The organism is Streptomyces sp. NEAU-174 (assembly GCF_052665095.1).
In genome coordinates this window covers 503165-519188 of sequence record NZ_JBQTCE010000007.1, presented here as the reverse complement: position 1 = coordinate 519188, position 16024 = coordinate 503165, and the positions used below count along the sequence as shown (strand labels likewise).

General features: G+C 67.7%; 15 protein-coding genes. 8 read left to right on the top strand and 7 right to left on the bottom strand.

What is annotated here, in order from left to right; translation table 11 throughout:
* Positions 1-77: 77 nt before the first annotated feature.
* The 3 genes from ACT2CW_RS22975 to ACT2CW_RS22965 all read left to right on the top strand — a co-directional run bounded on the left by ACT2CW_RS22975 (position 78) and on the right by ACT2CW_RS22965 (position 2104).
* The gene (locus ACT2CW_RS22975) at positions 78-830 is read left to right on the top strand and encodes a TetR/AcrR family transcriptional regulator (protein ID WP_445518075.1); all 753 of its coding nucleotides are present in this window, start codon (positions 78-80) and stop codon (positions 828-830) included.
* A gap of 54 nt (positions 831-884) precedes the next feature.
* Positions 885-1523, top strand: coding sequence for a TetR family transcriptional regulator (locus ACT2CW_RS22970; RefSeq protein ID WP_445518074.1), 639 nt, complete (start codon positions 885-887; stop codon positions 1521-1523).
* 113 nt (positions 1524-1636) lie between these two features.
* Complete coding sequence (locus tag ACT2CW_RS22965; protein WP_445518073.1) at positions 1637-2104, top strand: ester cyclase; 468 nt, start codon at positions 1637-1639, stop codon at positions 2102-2104.
* Positions 2105-2353: 249 nt separating this feature from the next.
* Here ACT2CW_RS22965 and ACT2CW_RS22960 read toward each other — a convergent pair whose 3' ends face one another.
* From ACT2CW_RS22960 to ACT2CW_RS22945, 4 genes are all read right to left on the bottom strand, one after another.
* Positions 2354-3199 (bottom strand): MerR family transcriptional regulator, encoded by an 846-nt coding sequence (locus tag ACT2CW_RS22960; RefSeq protein WP_445518072.1) that lies wholly within the window; start codon positions 3197-3199, stop codon positions 2354-2356.
* Between the two features lie 50 nt (positions 3200-3249).
* Positions 3250-3642: a nuclear transport factor 2 family protein gene (locus ACT2CW_RS22955; protein ID WP_445518071.1), complete on the bottom strand. Its 393-nt coding sequence runs from the start codon at positions 3640-3642 to the stop codon at positions 3250-3252.
* Positions 3643-3729: 87 nt separating this feature from the next.
* Positions 3730-4785, bottom strand: coding sequence for an SDR family oxidoreductase (locus ACT2CW_RS22950; RefSeq protein WP_445518070.1), 1056 nt, complete (start codon positions 4783-4785; stop codon positions 3730-3732).
* A gap of 113 nt (positions 4786-4898) precedes the next feature.
* Entirely contained in the window at positions 4899-5495 is a 597-nt protein-coding gene (locus ACT2CW_RS22945) for a TetR/AcrR family transcriptional regulator (protein ID WP_414083251.1), read from the bottom strand.
* Positions 5496-6165: 670 nt separating this feature from the next.
* Between ACT2CW_RS22945 and ACT2CW_RS22940 the strand changes: the two genes are divergently transcribed.
* From ACT2CW_RS22940 to ACT2CW_RS22925, 4 genes are all read left to right on the top strand, one after another.
* Positions 6166-7749, top strand: a complete 1584-nt coding sequence (locus ACT2CW_RS22940; RefSeq protein WP_414083252.1) for a GMC oxidoreductase — start codon at positions 6166-6168, stop codon at positions 7747-7749.
* 86 nt (positions 7750-7835) lie between these two features.
* Positions 7836-9446 carry an APC family permease gene (locus tag ACT2CW_RS22935; RefSeq protein WP_445518069.1) on the top strand — a complete coding sequence of 537 codons (1611 nt, stop codon included), beginning with the start codon at positions 7836-7838 and terminating at the stop codon, positions 9444-9446.
* Positions 9443-10111, top strand: a complete 669-nt coding sequence (locus tag ACT2CW_RS22930; protein ID WP_432048332.1) for a ThuA domain-containing protein — start codon at positions 9443-9445, stop codon at positions 10109-10111. Before ACT2CW_RS22935 ends, ACT2CW_RS22930 begins: the two co-directional genes overlap by 4 nt.
* A gap of 37 nt (positions 10112-10148) precedes the next feature.
* Positions 10149-11936 (top strand): thiamine pyrophosphate-binding protein, encoded by a 1788-nt coding sequence (locus tag ACT2CW_RS22925; protein ID WP_445518068.1) that lies wholly within the window; start codon positions 10149-10151, stop codon positions 11934-11936.
* A gap of 137 nt (positions 11937-12073) precedes the next feature.
* Here ACT2CW_RS22925 and ACT2CW_RS22920 read toward each other — a convergent pair whose 3' ends face one another.
* The 3 genes from ACT2CW_RS22920 to ACT2CW_RS22910 form a co-directional block, all read right to left on the bottom strand.
* Entirely contained in the window at positions 12074-13243 is a 1170-nt protein-coding gene (locus ACT2CW_RS22920; protein ID WP_445518067.1) for an MAB_1171c family putative transporter, read from the bottom strand.
* The gene (locus tag ACT2CW_RS22915; protein WP_445518066.1) at positions 13240-13722 is read right to left on the bottom strand and encodes a hypothetical protein; all 483 of its coding nucleotides are present in this window, start codon (positions 13720-13722) and stop codon (positions 13240-13242) included. Before ACT2CW_RS22915 ends, ACT2CW_RS22920 begins: the two co-directional genes overlap by 4 nt.
* Before the next feature lie 82 nt (positions 13723-13804).
* Positions 13805-14380 (bottom strand): hypothetical protein, encoded by a 576-nt coding sequence (locus ACT2CW_RS22910; RefSeq protein WP_445518065.1) that lies wholly within the window; start codon positions 14378-14380, stop codon positions 13805-13807.
* Between the two features lie 458 nt (positions 14381-14838).
* On the opposite strand from ACT2CW_RS22910, the gene ACT2CW_RS22905 reads away from it, so the two are divergent.
* Positions 14839-15852: a streptomycin biosynthesis protein gene (locus tag ACT2CW_RS22905; RefSeq protein WP_445518064.1), complete on the top strand. Its 1014-nt coding sequence runs from the start codon at positions 14839-14841 to the stop codon at positions 15850-15852.
* Positions 15853-16024 lie beyond the last annotated feature (172 nt).

Genomic DNA, 16024 nt, shown 5'->3' with positions numbered 1-16024 from the left:
AACGTCTTCCTCGCAAAGGTGTTCAGGAGGTTCGCGGGCCTAACCCGCCTCTTTGATGTCGTGCACCATCAAAAATTATGATGGTGACCGGCATCATTGCCTGTCAAGCCCGGAGGGTGTGCGTGGGCGCCTTTTTGATGTCAGGTATCATCGCCGGGGGCGAGATGTCGGCCTCGGCCCGCACGCAGCGGTGCCGTCTTGTCGAGGAGGTGTCCGAGGTGCCACGCATCACCCAGGAGCAGAAGAAGCTCAACCGCGAAAAGATCGTCCGGGCGGCAGGCGAAGGCTTCAGACTGCGCGGCGTCGACGGGATCGGCATCGAGGAGCTGATGAAAACCGCCGGGATGACGCACGGAGGGTTTTACAACCACTTCTCCTCGAAGGAAGACCTCGCCCTCGAGGTCTTCCGTCAGGGCTTCGCCGACTCGCTCGACGCGCTCGCCGCCATCCGCGAGGCACATCCCCGCTCCGCCCGGGCAGCCCTGCGCGACATGGTCGACGTATACCTGACGGCCGTCCACCGTGATCACCCGGAAACCGGCTGCGCCTCAGCCGCCCTGGCGGTTGATGCCGGACGCCACGGCGCCACATCTCAGGCCGAGTACCGACGCGGGCTCGAGGGGTACTTCAGCACCATCACCGAGATGGTGCTCGATCGCGCGCGCCAATCCGGCACCGAAATGACTGGGGCAGAAGCCCGCGAACAGGCGGTGGCGCTGTTCTGCCAGATGGTCGGCGCGCTGGTGGTCTCCCGCGCTGTCGCCGAGGCCGACCCCGGACTCTCCGACGAGGTCCTGACAGTCAACCGCAAACAGCTCAGGCAGAGGTAACGCGCCGAAGCCGCTGCTTGACAATGAACTCAAGCGACTGCTTGAGTTCATGCCGTGGCACGGGGCGAAAAGACGGATTTGCGTAGAGAGGCCGGTCAGCGCACGCGGGACGGCCTGCTGGCGGCGGCCCTGGAACTGCTCGCGCAAAGAGGGCAGGAAGGCTTGACGCTCCGCGAGGTCACGGACCGCGCCGGTGCCAATGTCGCCGCGGTGAGTTACCACTTCGGATCGCTGAAGGGGCTGTGCGAGTCGGCGATCGAGCGGGCCTTGGAACGGTACCTGGACGCGCAGATCCTGGCCGTCGAATCCCTTGGCGCCACCCCGACACTCCAGGAGCTGGCGGAGGCGTTCGCCCGGCCGATGGTGCGCGCGCTGGGGGCCGGTGGACAAGACCTGGCCGTGATGCGGACCGTGGCGCGCGTCGGAATCGATCCGCCCCAGGGGTGGGGTCGGCTGGCCGGCAAGTTCGACCAGGCCCGCCAGGATGCCCTCCGGGTGCTGACGGCGAACCTTCCCGGAGTCGACGAGCAGGAACTCATCTTCCGGACGCGATGCGCCGCCGGCATGCTGAACTGGCTCGCGCTGTCACCCATCGGCGCCGAGCTGGCCGCCATGCCCACCGAGCAGATGGAGCGCCAGCTGATACCCGTGGTGGCCGGAGCGTTCCATGGGTACCCCGCCGCCGGCCGCTGACCAGGGCGGAGACCGTTCCACCCAACAATTCAAACGATTGCTTGACAAGGCTTCCAGGCGTAGACATGATTCTAATCAATCGATTGATTAACTTCATGGAAGGGAGAGCTGCGATGTCCTCTCACGCGGCAGAGGTAGTAGAGGCGGCGTACCACGCGGCGGAAGGCAGCGTCCTGGACGTCCAGGGATTCAAGGACCTGTTCGCCGAGGACGGCGTGTTCAACAACGTCGTCGCCGGGGAGAGCTTCCGCGGTGAGCACCTGGGTGACCAGGTCGTGACCATGGGCCGGCTGGTGCCGGACATCCACCGGGAGCTCCACCGGTTCCATGTGATGGGCGACGTCGTGGCCGTCGAGCTGACGATCGAGGGCACCTTCGCCGGGCCGTTCGAAACGCCCGTCGGCGTCATCCAGCCGACCGGCGCGAAGCTCAGTGTCCCGACCGCCGACTTCTGGTACGTCGAAGACGGCAAGATCAAGGAGTTCAACTGCTACTTCGGCATCAGCGCCCTGCTCACGCAGTTGGGCGTGCAGCCGGACTTCGCCTCCGCGGTCACGGGGTCGGCCGGGGCCGGCAGCTGACGAAGCCTGCCGATCACGAGGGAGGTGTGCGTCCGCGCGGCGGGGGGCCACCTCCCCCTTTCTTGAACGTGGGGAGACGAAAAAGGAAGGGGGGGGGGGGGGGGGGGAGGAGGGGGGGGGGGGTTGATAGAGAGAAGACCCCACACCTCCCTCGTTCTGGACTGTGGGACGCCGAACCAGGACGGTGGGACCGTCGTACGCGTGAATGTCCAGCCTGCGCCTGGCCTCGCTGTCTCTACACCGCTGTCTCTACGCCGACGGTTGAGCGCTGTCGGAGGCGAGCAGCCACGCCACGAGGGTGCGCCAACGATCGGGCTGGTCGGTGTCGCGCGGCCCGACGAGATAGACCTCCTCGACGAGATCAGCGGAGCGCAGACCGTTTCGGGCGGCGAAGGTGCCGACGGCGGCGTAGGTGAGGTCGAGGTCGTCGTGCGGACCGCAGTGGGTGGCGACGGCGGCTGTCCGCTGAGGCAGGTGGAGCTCCCGTACGGCGTCAGACGCTCCTGGCGGCAGAGGCGGCTCGGCCGGGAGATAGACGGTGGCACGGCCCTGGCCCTCGGTGAAGATCGTGTGTTCGTAGCGGCCGCCGGGCGGGAGCACCGGACGTCGGCCGGCTGCCGCGTCCAGGTCACGCATCGCGGCGTCGTACCAGCTCAGCTCGGCTCCGGGCGGAACGTCCAGGGAGACGGCGAGGACGCGCTGAGGTGGCAGAACCTCAAGGCTCACCGCCCGTTGGGCCTGCGGGTCCAGGAGCTCTCGCAGCGCCTGGACCGCGCGCTGGGTGCGACCGAGCCGGTCTTCGAGCCGGCGCAGGTGGGCGGCGACGATCTGTTGCGCCGCGCCATGGCCCGTCGCGCCCTCGCCGGCGGACTCCGCCTCCAGGAAGCGCCGGAGGTCCGGCAGCGGGAGGTCGAGTTCGCGCAGCCGCCTGATGGTCAGCGCCGGCCGGGCCTGTGCGGGCGCGTAGTAGCGGTAGCCCGTGGCCGGGTCGACCTCTGCGGGGACGAGGAGCCCCTGCTCGTGGTAGCGGCGCAGGGCGCGGATGCTCAGGTGTGTGATGCGGGAGAACTCTCCGATGGTCAGTCGCTCAGCCACGGTGTTCTCCTCGTGGTCCTCGTCCGGTCCGGACCGGTGCCGTCTCCATGTCAGGGTTCGATGTCCAGCTGGGTGATCTTCCCCTGTACGTCGCGGGTGAAGGCGAACCGGAGGGTGACGGGGCTGCCGGGGAAGTCGCCGGAGACCGCCGCAACGGCCTTGCACGCGGTGGCCGTACCGGTGACCTCACGCAGGTCGTAGCGTACGGAAGGGACCTCGGCGCGCCAGCGGCGCACCGCCGTGAGCCCGTGGTGGCTGCGGCCGTCGTCGTGTACGACGACGTCGTCGCCGAAGAGTGAGAAGTAGCGCTCCCGGTCGGGGTCGACCGCCGCTTCGAAGTACTCCTCGGCAAAGCGCTGGATGTTCTGCATGGTCTTCTCCTGTGGCGTGGTGGGGGATGGAATCGGAATGTCCGGCACGCCGACGAGATCAGTGCCGCTCATGACCGCGAGCCTGGACCCTCCCGCTGGGAGAGACTCAAGCGGCTCACCGGACTCAGGTGCGGGGTCTATGTGGGGTCTATGCGGAGTTTATGCAGGGTTTATGGCGGGCAGGAGGCCGGGTTCCAGGAGGCTTTCGGCGGTGGCCGCGACGGCGTCGTCGCTGCTGCGGGGGTTCCAGCCGAGCACGGTGCGGGCCTTGTCGTTGCTGACGTGGCGGATCGTGCCGAGGTTGGGCAGCATGCCCTTCAGCGCCGGGTTGGCCTCGGCGGCCTTGCGTACCGTCTCGTCCGGAAGTTCGGCGGCCGGGACGGCACTGGCGGCGTCGCCGAGCCGGTCGCGGATGGCGAGTGCGATCTGGCGCAGGGAGACGGCATCTCCGGCAGCGGCGATAAAGCGTTCGCCTGCGGCCTGCGGGGCGGTCATGGCCTTCAGATGCAGGTCGGCGGCGTCGCGGACATCGACGACGGCGAAGTACAGGCGGGGTACGCCGGGCATGGCGCCGCTGAACAGGCCGGTGATCATGCTGATCGAGGAGGAGTGGTCGGCACCGACGACGGGGCCGAAGATGCCGACCGGGGCGACGGTGGCGAGCTGGAGGGCGTTGCCTTCGCGCTCGACGAAATCCCAGGCGGCCCGCTCGGCCAGCACCTTGGATCTGATGTAGGCGGGGATGTCGCTGTCCGGGTCGGTCCAGTCGTCCTCGGTGAAGGGCTGTTCCGTGGCGGGCCTGCCGTAGCCGATGGCGGCGAACGAGGAGGTGACCACGACGCGTTCGACGCCTGCGTCGCGGGCCGCACGCAGCACGCGCAGCGTGCCTTCCCGGGCGGGGACGATCAGGTCGTCCTCGTGGTCGGGCTCGCCGCCCGGGAAGGGGGAGGCGGTGTGCAGGACGTAGCGGCAGCCCGCCACCGCCTCGGCCCACCCCTTATCCGCGGTGAGGTCCGCTGTCACGAAGGTGAGCCGCTCACCCGCATCCCCACCACCCATGGCCTCCAGGTCCTCGCGGACCCGCGCCTCGCGGCTGAGGGACCGCACCGTGGTGCGGACCTGGTAGCCCTCTCCGAGTGCCTGGGCGATCACACGGCCGCCCAGGAAGCCGGAGCCTCCGGTGACCAGGACGGTATCGGTCGGACTGCTGGTCATTGCCGAGTTCCTTTGTCTTTTTGTGTGGTCTCTTCGTGCGCGTACTGGCGGGTCCAAGGGACGTCAGCCAGAAGAGGAAGAAGAGGGAGAGGAAGAGGAAGGAGAGGAAGGGGTCAGCTGCGACTGGTCAGCGCCGGCAGCAGCAGGGCGTCCATGACCGCGATGAGCTGGTCGGCGTCGGCCTCGGTGCCGGTGAAGAGCTTCTCCACGAGGACGCTGCCCATCAGGAACATCTCGGCGTGCGCCAGGGCCGGGTTGTCGGGACGGATCGTTCCGCGCTCGACGTGCCGGGCCAGGATGGTGCGCAGCGCGTCGAGGTACGGGGCGAACAGGACGTCCCTCAGCGCCTGGGCGAGGGCCGGGTCGGACATGACCGCCTGCCAGATTCCCAGGGTCGGGGCGCCCTTGGGGTGCGGTGCCGGCATCATGCGAGCCAGCGCCACCAGGTCATCGCGCAGGCTGCCGGCGTCGATGTGCGGCAGGGGCGCGTACTTGCGCGCCATCATCGCCGTGATCACGAGCCTGGGCTTGTTCTCCCACTGCCGGTAGAGCGTGGCCGTGCTCGCCTTCGCCCGCCTGGCCACCTCGTCCACGGTCGCTTCCTCGTAGCCGACCTCGGCGACCAGGTCGAAGGTGACGTCGAGGATCTCGCGTTCGCGCTCCTCCGTCAGCCGCTTGCGCCGGTTGGAGGCCGGTGCCTGCTTACTCATCAGTGATTCCCGTCGCCGGTTGCCGGTCCGAGTTCGGGCCGACTGCTTGAACGCCAAGTATCGAAAACGCACTTTCGACAGTACGCTTTCGATAAGGCGTCTTCAAGTCGTCGGAGCGAAACCCGCCTCGGTCGTCTGGTGGCTGGATGGCGCAGGCGCTCACCTCGTCTGGCCGGTGTCGTAGGCGAGTTCGTCCAGCAGCCAGCAGCCAGCAGCCAGCGGACCAGATCGTTTTGCGGACGGGAGTCAGGAGGACTCAGCCCTCCTCGCGGCTCCGCCCGGGTGACGCTTTTCGGCGGCGTCTTCGTGGGGGGCGATCCAGCACCGCGCCGGGATGCGGACCCCCAAGACCGCGGTCGCGGTCGACAAGGACCGGAGGCATCGATCTTCGGCCTGGCGGACTACGGAGTGGTCGGCGCTCTCTTCGACGTGCTGCCGAGGCTCAGTGAATACGCCCGTGCGGACTGAGAGGTCGTCCCATTCCCGTGTTTACCTTCGATACCCGCTTCTCGCCGGATGCACACAGTGTGGCCCGTGTCCGGTGAGCATTGCTCATCTTGTGCATGTGCTCCGTCCGTGAGGCTGTCTAGTCTCTCCTGAAAGCACCACGACGAGGGCCAATTTCTCTTCACCCTGAGTCTTCACCACAGCGCCCAAGGGATTCTGATTCATGTCCAAACCGGTCCGCCAGGATTACACGCCACCGGAGCTTCATCCCGATTCCGTTGTCTCATTCGACACCGCTGATGAGATCAGCACGGATGTTTTGATCATCGGCTCCGGGATGGGTGGTTCCACTCTGGCCTGGGCACTGAAGGACTCCGGCCTCGATGTACTCGTCGTGGAGCGCGGCAATTTCCTTCCGCGTGAGCCTGAGAACTCGCAGCCGGCCGAGATGCACATCAAGGGCCGATACAAGAACGCGGGTTTCTGGTACGACGGCGGCACGGGTAAACCGTTCGCGCCGGGCGTCTACTACTGGGTGGGGGGAAATACCCGCTTCTACGGCGCCATGCTGCCCCGGTTCCGGCGCAGCGATTTCACCGAAGTGGAACACCACGACGGTTTCTCGCGCGCCTGGCCCTTCGGCTACGACGATCTCGAGCCCTTTTACACCACGATGGAGCGGTTGCTCCAGGTGCATGGGCAGCTCGGTGAGGATCCGACCGAGCCGCCGCACTCCAAGCCCTACCCCCACCCCGCGCTCGAGCACGAACCGGAGATCGAGCGGTTCGCCCGGTCGCTTCGCGGACAGGGCCTGCATCCGTTCCACACGCCGAACGCCTTGAACGTGGACACGCTGGCCGATCGTGCCGCCGTGACGGCCGCCGACGGCTGCCCGGACGAGACCGGTAGGAAGTCCGACGCCGAGAACCGGATCCTTCTTCCCGCGCTGCGCGACGGTGTGAAGATCCTTACGGGTGCGGAGGTCACCCGCCTGATCACGTCATCGGATGGCCGGAAGGTCGTGGCCGCCGAGATACGGCACGCGGGCCGTACCGTCCGTATCAGCGCCAAGACCTTCGCCGTCGCCGGTGGCGCGGTCAATTCGGCGGCGCTGCTGCTCCGGTCGGCGAGTGACGCGCACCCGCACGGTCTCGGCAACGCGTCGGGGCTGCTGGGTCGCAACTACATGGTGCACAACAGCACGTTCTTCGTCGGGGTCAACCCCGTGCGTACCAACCCCACGAAGTGGCAGAAGACCCTCGGCATGAACGACTTCTACGAGGCCGGCCCGGGAACGCCCTTCCCGCTCGGAAACCTACAGATGCTGGGCAAGCTTCAGGCCCCCATGCTCAAGCCCGCCCGCCCCTGGGCACCGATGTGGGCACTGAAGTTCATGTCGGCCAGGAGCATCGACATCTACCTGACGACCGAGGACCTCCCGTCCCGGGAGAACCGGGTACGGCTGGAGGGCGACCGCATCGTCATCGACTGGACGCCGACCAACCTCGCCCCCCATCACGAACTCGTCCGCCGGGTGACCAGGGCGGTGCGCAAGGCGGGCTATCCGCTGGTCTTCACCCAGCGCATGGGCATCGAGACCAACTCCCATATGTGCGGAACGGCCGTGGCGGGGCACGACCCGGCGCGCAGCGTCCTCGATCCGTTCTGCCGCAGTCACGACGTCGACAACCTCTGGCTGGCCGATTCGTCGTTCTTCCCGTCCTCCGCCGCGCTCAATCCGGCCCTGACGATCGGCGCGAACGCGCTGCGCATCGCCCCCTCCGTCGCGGAGGCGACCAAGGGCTGACTCCGTGGCGGCGGCAGAGGGCGCGCCGCGCAGCAGACGGAGCGTGTCACACCTGAGCATCCCCCCTTCCACCCTCGGAGATCGTCATGTCAGCTACCGAGCAGGGCGCGCAGGCGGCGCCCGGCACCGACCGCGTCAGTCCCCCGGGCGGGCCCGTCGGCCCGGCCTCATCGGCCGAGGACGCGGAACTGCTCGCGGCCCTGGGCTATGAGCAGAGGTTCGATCGCAAGGTCAGCCTGTGGGCGAACTTCGCCCTCGGTTTCGTCTATCTGTCGCCCCTGGTGGGCGTCGTGTCCCTGTTCGCGGTCGGGCTGTCCACGGTCGGCGGACCGTCCGTCTTCTGGATAGGCATCGTCGGCATCGGGCAATTCCTGGTCGCCCTGGTCTTCGGCGAGGTCGTCTCGCAGTTCCCGCTCGCGGGCGGGCTCTACCAATGGGTCCGGCGGCTGTGGAACGGGCGCTATGCCTGGTTCACCGCATGGACCTACATCTGCTGTATCACCATCGGCATCACCAGCACCGCACTCTTCAGCTCGGACTTCGTGGCCAGCCTCTTCGCCGGTACCGCCAAGGAGCCGGGGATCAGCTCCACCCCCGCCGAGCGACTGTGGATCGCGGTCGCGGTCACGGCCGTCTGTCTGGTCTGCAACTGCTTCGGGACCAAGACACTCGCCCTGATCTCCAAGATCGGACTCGCGGCAGAGCTGATCGGCATCGTCCTCGTCGGCCTCTACCTCCTGGCCTTCGAACGGCACAACTCCGTGTCGATCTTCTTCGACGCCGGCAGTTCCTCGCACGACAGCTACTTCGTCGCCTTCATCGCCGCCTCTCTCGTCGGACTCTTCCTCTTCTACGGTTTCGAAGCGTGTGGCGAGGTCGCGGAGGAAGTCCCGAATCCGGCCCGTAGCATCCCGCGCGCCATGCAGCTGACCGTGGCCGTCGGCGGACTGGCGGCGCTCTTCGCATTCGCCGGCTACGCACTCGCCGCCCCGGACCTGGCATCGATCCTCTCGGGGGAGGACACCAACCCGATCCCCGCGATCCTCCAGAACTCGATCGGCACCGTCGGCACGAAGCTGGTGCTCGCCGTCACCCTCACCTCCTTCATCGCCGGTGTGATGAGCCAGCAGGCCGCCGCGAGCCGGATCGTCTTCTCCTTCGCCCGCGACAACATGTTCCCGGGCTCCCGAGCCTTCTCGAAGATCTCCCGTAGGTACCGTGTCCCGATGAACGCGCTGCTGGCCGTGAATGTCGCTCCGGTCCTGATCTTCGTGTTCGTCTACTTCTCGCCCGACTCCCTCACCAAGATCGCGGCCTTCCAGATGCTGGCCGGTTACGCGGCCTTCATGATGGTCGTACTGGCCGCGCTGCGGATGCGCCTGAAGGGCTGGCGTCCCGCCGGAGCCTGGACCCTGGGCCGCTGGGGGATGACGGTCAACATCGCGGCCCTGGTCTACGGCATCCTCGGAATGGTCCTCCTGGCCCAGCCCACCGGCGACTCCGGAACCCCGTTCGTGGACCGGTGGATCGCACTGATCGGTTTCCTCGTCGTCTCGGCCGTGGGCCTCGCGTATCTGCTGACAGCCAAGCCGGACCGCAACTCCACCGCGCCGGAAGGCGACGCGCTGGAGGTCGCGGAACGCCTGCGCGGCCGCGCCGCACTCATCACATCCACCTCCGGAGGGAAAGACGCATGACCCGGGTTCTGTATCTTTACGGGGGCTGGCCGGGGCACAAGCCCTACCAGGTCGCCGAGGAATGGGCCCTCCCGATCTTCAAAGACCTGGGATACGACGTCCACGAGACCAATGACGTCTTCGCGCTCGACGCCGATCTCACCGATTACGACCTCATCGCGCTCAACTGGAACAACGCTCTGCTGTCCGAAGGGCTCAGCGCCGCCCAGGAGACACGGCTGCTCGAGGCGGTGGAGGCCGGTACCGGGATCGCCGCCTGGCACGGCGCTGCCGCCGCGTTCCGGACGAGCCTGAAGTACCACTGGCTGATCGGAGGCAGCTTCCTTGAGCACCCGGCGGGCGAAGGGGTGAAGTACCCCTACCAGGTCACCATCACGGACACCGGCCATCCGGTCACCGCCGGGGTGAAGGACTTCCGGGTGGCCTCCGAGCAGTACTACATGTCCGTCGACCCCAACAACCACGTCCTGGCCGAGACCACCTTCACCGGAGAACACCTCCCCTGGCTGGAGGGCAGGACCATCCCTCAGGCCTGGACCCGGACCTGGGGGCGGGGCCGGGTGTTCTACAGCGCGGTCGGACACGACCTCGACGACCTCCAGAACCCGGACGTGACCCGGTTGTGCGCCCAGGGCTTCGCCTGGGCCGCCCGCCGCGGCGCATGACCGCACCATCCGAACCGAGCCGAGTGGGAGCAACCACATGCCCGTCCTCACCGGAGGCCAGATCGTCGCGCGCACCCTGCACAACTATGGGGTCGACTGCGTCGCCGGGATTCCCGGCCACGGCATCTGGTCACTGACCGATGCCTTTCTGGACGACGAATCCCGGATTCCGTTCATCCAGACGTTCCACGAGCAGAGCGCCGTCCACCTCGCGGACGGCTACTACCGTGTCACCGGGCGCCCGCAGGCCGCGGTGACCTCCATCGGCGCCGGCGCCAGCAACACCGTCATCGGCATGGGCACCGCGTTCACCGACTCCACGAGCGTCCTCGTGATCACCGGCGGCCCGCCCACCCATATGCGGGGCCACGGACTGCTCCAGGAACTCGACCGCTACACGGCCAACGACTTCCCCAAGGTGGCCGAGGCCGTCAGCAAGCGGCACTGGGTCGTCACCCGCGTCGAGGAACTCCCCTTCGTCCTGCACCGCTGTTTCAACTCCATGCTGACCGGCCGCCCCGGGCCCGTGCACCTCGAAGTACCGATGGACGTGCAGGCCGAGGCCGCCGATGTGCAACTCCACGACCTCGCCCGGCGTGTCCCCGCCGGCCGCCAGCACCCGGATCCCGAAGCGGTGGAACGCGCTGCCGGGATACTGCGCACCGCGACCCGCCCCGTCATCGTGGTGGGCGGCGGGGCCATCACCTCCGAGGCGTCCGACCAGGTCCTCGCTCTCGCCGAGCGGTGGCAGATCCCCGTCGTGACCACGTGGAACGGCAAGAGCGCGTTCCCCGAGGACCACGAGCTGTTCGCCGGCAGCGTCGGCCAGACCGGCACGCTGGTCGGCAACGCGATCGCGAGCTCCGCCGACGTCGTCATCTCCGTCGGCTGCCGTTTCACCGACTGGTCGGCCTCCAGCTACGCCAAGGGCGTCAGCTTCTCGATCCCGCCCGCGAAACTCATCCACATCGACATCGACCCGCACGAGATCGGCAAGAACTACCCCGCGGAAGTCGGCATCGTCGCCGACGCGCAGCGGGCCGTGGCCGCGATCGTGGACGCCCTGCCCGCGAAGGGCGCCGACCGCTCGGAATACCTGGCCGAACTCGCCACCCTCAAGCGGGACTGGGAGGAGAAGCTCGCCGGCCGCCGCGACAGCGACCGCTTCCCGTTCACCTCGCAGCGTCCGCTGGGCGCCCTGCGGTCCGTCCTCCCGCGCGACGCGATCATCGTCGCGGGCTCCGGCAACACCCAGGGTGCGGTCAAGCAGACCTTCCCCGTGTACTCCCCGCGCACCCACCTCACCTCCGGCGGCTTCTCCTCCATGGGCTGGGCCGTCCCGGCGGCGATCGGCGCCAAGCTGGCCCGGCCGGACCGCACGGTGGTGTGCGTTCTCGGCGACGGCGACTTCCTCATGACCGCCCAGGAGATCGCCCTGAGCGTCACCGCCGGCGCGCCGGTGGTCTTCGTCGTCCAGAACAACGCGGGGTACATGTCCATCCGCGGCGGCCAGCGCAAGCAGACCTCCCGGCACATCGGTACGGAGTTCTCGCACCCCGACGGCTCGCCGTACAGCCCCGACTTCGCGGCCCTGGGACGGGCCTTCGGGATCGAGTCGTGGAAGGTCTCCGACGCCGGCTCCCTGGAGTCGACCCTGCGCAAGGCGGTGCAGTCGGGCGCGCCCGCCCTGGTCGAAGTACCGACGGACCGCGACGCCGCCGGCCCCTGGGTGCCCGGCTGGTGGGACTTCCCGGTACCGGCGTACGTCACCGACGAGCGGCAGGACGAGTACCAGCGGACCAGGGCCACCGAGCAGCACCTCTGACCTCGGCGGCCACCGGCCGCGGGCCGCGGCGGCCGCCCGTGCATCCGTACCCCCGGCTGCACGGGTGGCACCGCACAGTGATCTCGCCCGAGGTGGCTCGGTCCACCGCGGTCAGCACCGGCGCTCACAGGTCCCGATCAGCTCTCCCCGGAGTGCGCCGGATCGGCGTCAAAGCGCGGAGAATCCGATCGATACGCCTTGGCCAGCTGTAGCAGGAAGGCCCTTTCGCCCGCGAGATCCGTGCTCCCGACGGAGCTGAAACACACCGTGTGCTGTTGTGCCGGGGCGCCTTGGAGCCTCGCGGTCCTGGCACTTTTGACGACGTCGGCCACGGCCGTGGCATCCAGGTCCGCGGCTGCCTCGTACCCCGGCGGACTGCCGGGTGAAGGGTACGCGTGAGAAGGGGCGCCGTGATCGACGAGCGCCAGAATCGCGTCTCTCGTCTCGATGATCCTGCGATAGGCGAGAACGTGATAAGAGACCTGGGGGTACAGGACATCCCATACGCGGTGACGCGGCTTGACCAGAGCGACGTGTGGTACGGCGGTGACCAGATCGTTCCACATCGGCCATAGACGCCAGGCGGTCGCGATGTCCGACACAACGCGCCGAAGCATGGCGTAGGTCGGGACCAGGATGGCCATGGCGCGCAACACTCCGTGCAGGTCCATCAGCAAGGGAAGCCACGGAAGGGGCCATCGCCCACCTGTGGTGACGCGCACCAGATATCCCAGCCAGTAGACGCCGACCAGGGCCGTACCGAGGCCGAACAGGCGCAGGCTCGTGGTCAGGGACCGGCTCTCGGAGGTTGTGCTGTAGCGCAGGCACATCAGGACACAGATGGTGTTGGCACCTAGATGCATGCCGATGAGAACAAGCCAGTAGAAGAGGGAAGGCGCCGGCGGTCCGGTATCGGGGATGCCGATGCGCGGATGTGGCCCGCCCGCGAGTCCCAGGGAGAGGAGGACAGCCAGTACGGAACCGACTGCGAGGGCGAGGACGGTCTTGAAGCGATGGACGTTGGCCGTCGCCTGCACGACGAAGTACAGCACGGCGCCCGCGGACAGTACACCGAAGATGTTTCTGGCCAAGGCGACGAGATGTGCCCCACTGTGTCGGGTGGCCACGTCGATGACGGACGGCAGGTCGAGCGTCATGGCTACCGCTGCGGTGGCCACGGCCAGCCATACGCCGCGCTGTGGCGCGGAGCGCAGGCCGGACGGGCTGCGCAGCAGTACGGCCACCCACAGCAGTAGGACGCTGGGCAGTTCGAAGCTGACGCCGAGTGCGAAGGCGCCGTCGGTCATGATGTGGTGTACGTCGAGTCGACCCCCATGGCCGCTTCCAGCCGCCCGAGGATTCCGCCGGGGCGTTGACGATGCGGTTCGTTGATACGGGTTCCAAGGATGCTGGCGAACAGCTCAGCTTCTTGCTCCTGTTCAGTCGCGTAGCTCGTGCGGCCCAGGAGCCGGCGCACCGCACGCGGGTCGAGGTCGGGGAGGAGAATGTCCCAGCCGGTTCCACCATCCACGGCCACCGTGCGGTGGTTGAAGAGCAGATGCCCGATCTCGTGCAGGACGATGTGCTCCTGGTGGAGGGGGACGGTGCGTCGTTCGTAGAAAATGTGGTCCTCGGCGTCGGTGGCCAGCCACAACCCGCAGGCACCGGTGGCGGCGGCCTCAGCCGGCAGTGGATGAAGGCGCAATGGCCGCGCGCGCTGGGCGGCCAGATGGTGGCACAGGCCCCCAACGGACAGGGCGTGGGGGAGTTCGAACTGGTCGATCACGGCTTGACAGCGTCGGCGCAGCTTGAGGGGTCCATTCGACATGAGGATCCGCGTCGGTGACCTTTCTTCGCGTGATGGGAAATCAGGATCTATGGGCTCCGGGGCGGTCCGGCCGTTCACCGGCGTCGTGCCCGTCCGCGGACCGCCTCCGGACGTCCGAGGGGGTCTCCGTCCGCTCGGCGACATGGTCCAGGTTCTCCACTCGGCGGGCCTCGTTGACGATGGTGAGGAGGGCATCCAGACTCGCGGGAGACAGACCCTCGGCCCGCAGTGCGAGGCTGCGCACCCTGGTGTCGCGGAGTGCGACGGCGAGTGACAGTTGCGCGTCGACCCGTCGCGACACGTCATCGTTGAAGAAGTAGTCCAGTGGCACGCCGAAGAACTCGGCAAGGACGGCGAGTTGTTCCAGCGTCACATTGCGTTTCCTGCCGGTGGTGAGCTCCCACAGGTACGTCGCCGAGATGGTTCCGCCGGTCGTCTCTCGAATCATCCGGGCGAGCCGTGCATAGCCCGGGCGCTTGCGCTCATCCGGGTAGAGCGCGGTGATCAGACCGCCAAGCCGTTGGTCGAGGTCATGCAGCAGGGTGCGGCTCGCCTCGCGGGCATCCGACCCACCGCCGTCCATAAGACGCCTTTCGCGAGATGAAGCCACGGTCATGCGGCTGCTCCATGGGACTCGAACCGGTCCGGCCCCCGCTTGGGCGGACCACCCGCCATCAGTTTGGACCGTCTCACGACATGTAGTGAGCGTAATCAGGTCAACATCACCACAGTGGAAAAATGTGAACATGTCGCCCGCGGCGGGTGTGGCCCGAGAAGCTTCGATGACTCCTGATGATGGTGACCTGCCCGTAGACGTCGCCAAAGGTGGTTCGAGTCAGGCCCGGACGTCTGGGGAGATGTCCTGCCGCGCTGGCCGGAGTGACGTCATCCGCTGGAGCGGACACGTTGACGCTCCGCTGTCCGCTGCCTAGCGTCATGCAGCGCGAACGGGGTGTGTTTCCCGCTGGTTCCAGGCTTTTCCGGTGCACATCGCCCCGGCCGGGGCGTCTGCGGCCGGGCGAATTCGAGGCCACCGGCCGTTCGTAACGGGGAGGAGAAGTGGTGGGAAAGGTCGTGTCGGTGGGCATCGCTCGATTGGCGAAACCCGCGCAACATGCTGAGGACGAGGAGCGGGCGCGCCCCGACGGCCGATCCTTGGCGGCGATGCTGCCACTCGACGCGTTGCAGCTCGCCGACTCGCCTCGGACTACGGGTGTGGACGCGGAGCACGTTCGGAAGCTCGCCCGGCTCGGCACGCCGTTGCCCCCCATCGTCGTGCACTGGCCCACACTCCGTGTCGTCGACGGAGTCCACCGGGTGCACGCCACCCGGCTCCGCGGGGAGACCCAGATCGATGTGCGCTATTTCGAGGGCAGTGTGGAGGACGCGTTCATCGAGGCGGTGCGGCTGAACACATCGCGGGGTCTGCCGTTGACCCGAGCCGATCGGGCAGCCGCCGTCCTGCGGATTCTCGGGACACATCCCGAGTGGTCGGACCGTTTGATCGCCTCGGCGGCAGGGGTGACCGCAGGTACCGTGGGTGCGGTGCGCAACCGTTCAACTGCCCAACCCGAACAGTTGAACACCCGCAAAGGGAAAGACGGCAGGCTTCGGCCGGTCGACCCGGCCGAGGGCCGCAGGCGGGCCGCCGTGCTGCTGACCGAACGCCCTGACGCCTCCCTCCGGCGGATCGCGGCGGATGCCGGTATCGCCCTGGCCACCGCTCGCGACGTACGGGAGCGGATGCGCCGTGGTGAGGACCCGGTCCCTCACAGGTTCCGTGAGCCCGGGGTGCCGGCGGTCCCCAGTGGTCCCGCGCGGCCGAAGACGGAGGGAGCCTCCGGTGTCGCGGACGCGGACTTGGACGTCGTGGTGACAGGGCTTCGGAAGGACCCGTCCCTGCGCCTGGCGGAAGCCGGAAGGGCGTTGCTTCAGATGTTGAGCGTTCCGCTGCTCCTGCGGGGTGACAGGGCGCGGCAATTGGTGGAAGCCGTACCTGGACACCGCATTGCCTCCGTTGTTCGGGCAGCCCGTGGTTGTGCTCAGTGGTGGCTGGAATTCGCGGAGCAGCTCGAACGCAGCGCATGACCGGTACCACCACACTCCGCGGTTGACCGGCGGCGTCTCATCTTTGCTTTTGTCCGGCGGCGCATTGGGGTACCTCGGTGATTCATTCTACTCAAGTAATTGCGGGGCGATCCGGGCGCCGCGAACCCGGAAAGCTCGATTGTCAGCAAGGGGTCAGCAGCGCGTCATGGCG

Coding starts and splice junctions, on each gene's coding strand:
- ACT2CW_RS22940 (WP_414083252.1), top strand. CDS start 6,166: ATGTCCAAACCGGTCCGCCAGGATTACACGCCACCGGAGCTTCATCCC.
- ACT2CW_RS22925 (WP_445518068.1), top strand. CDS start 10,149: ATGCCCGTCCTCACCGGAGGCCAGATCGTCGCGCGCACCCTGCACAAC.
- ACT2CW_RS22920 (WP_445518067.1), bottom strand. CDS start 13,243: ATGACCGACGGCGCCTTCGCACTCGGCGTCAGCTTCGAACTGCCCAGC.
- ACT2CW_RS22910 (WP_445518065.1), bottom strand. CDS start 14,380: ATGACCGTGGCTTCATCTCGCGAAAGGCGTCTTATGGACGGCGGTGGG.
- ACT2CW_RS22965 (WP_445518073.1), top strand. CDS start 1,637: ATGTCCTCTCACGCGGCAGAGGTAGTAGAGGCGGCGTACCACGCGGCG.
- ACT2CW_RS22930 (WP_432048332.1), top strand. CDS start 9,443: ATGACCCGGGTTCTGTATCTTTACGGGGGCTGGCCGGGGCACAAGCCC.
- ACT2CW_RS22950 (WP_445518070.1), bottom strand. CDS start 4,785: ATGACCAGCAGTCCGACCGATACCGTCCTGGTCACCGGAGGCTCCGGC.
- ACT2CW_RS22955 (WP_445518071.1), bottom strand. CDS start 3,642: ATGAGCGGCACTGATCTCGTCGGCGTGCCGGACATTCCGATTCCATCC.
- ACT2CW_RS22935 (WP_445518069.1), top strand. CDS start 7,836: ATGTCAGCTACCGAGCAGGGCGCGCAGGCGGCGCCCGGCACCGACCGC.
- ACT2CW_RS22945 (WP_414083251.1), bottom strand. CDS start 5,495: ATGAGTAAGCAGGCACCGGCCTCCAACCGGCGCAAGCGGCTGACGGAG.
- ACT2CW_RS22975 (WP_445518075.1), top strand. CDS start 78: ATGATGGTGACCGGCATCATTGCCTGTCAAGCCCGGAGGGTGTGCGTG.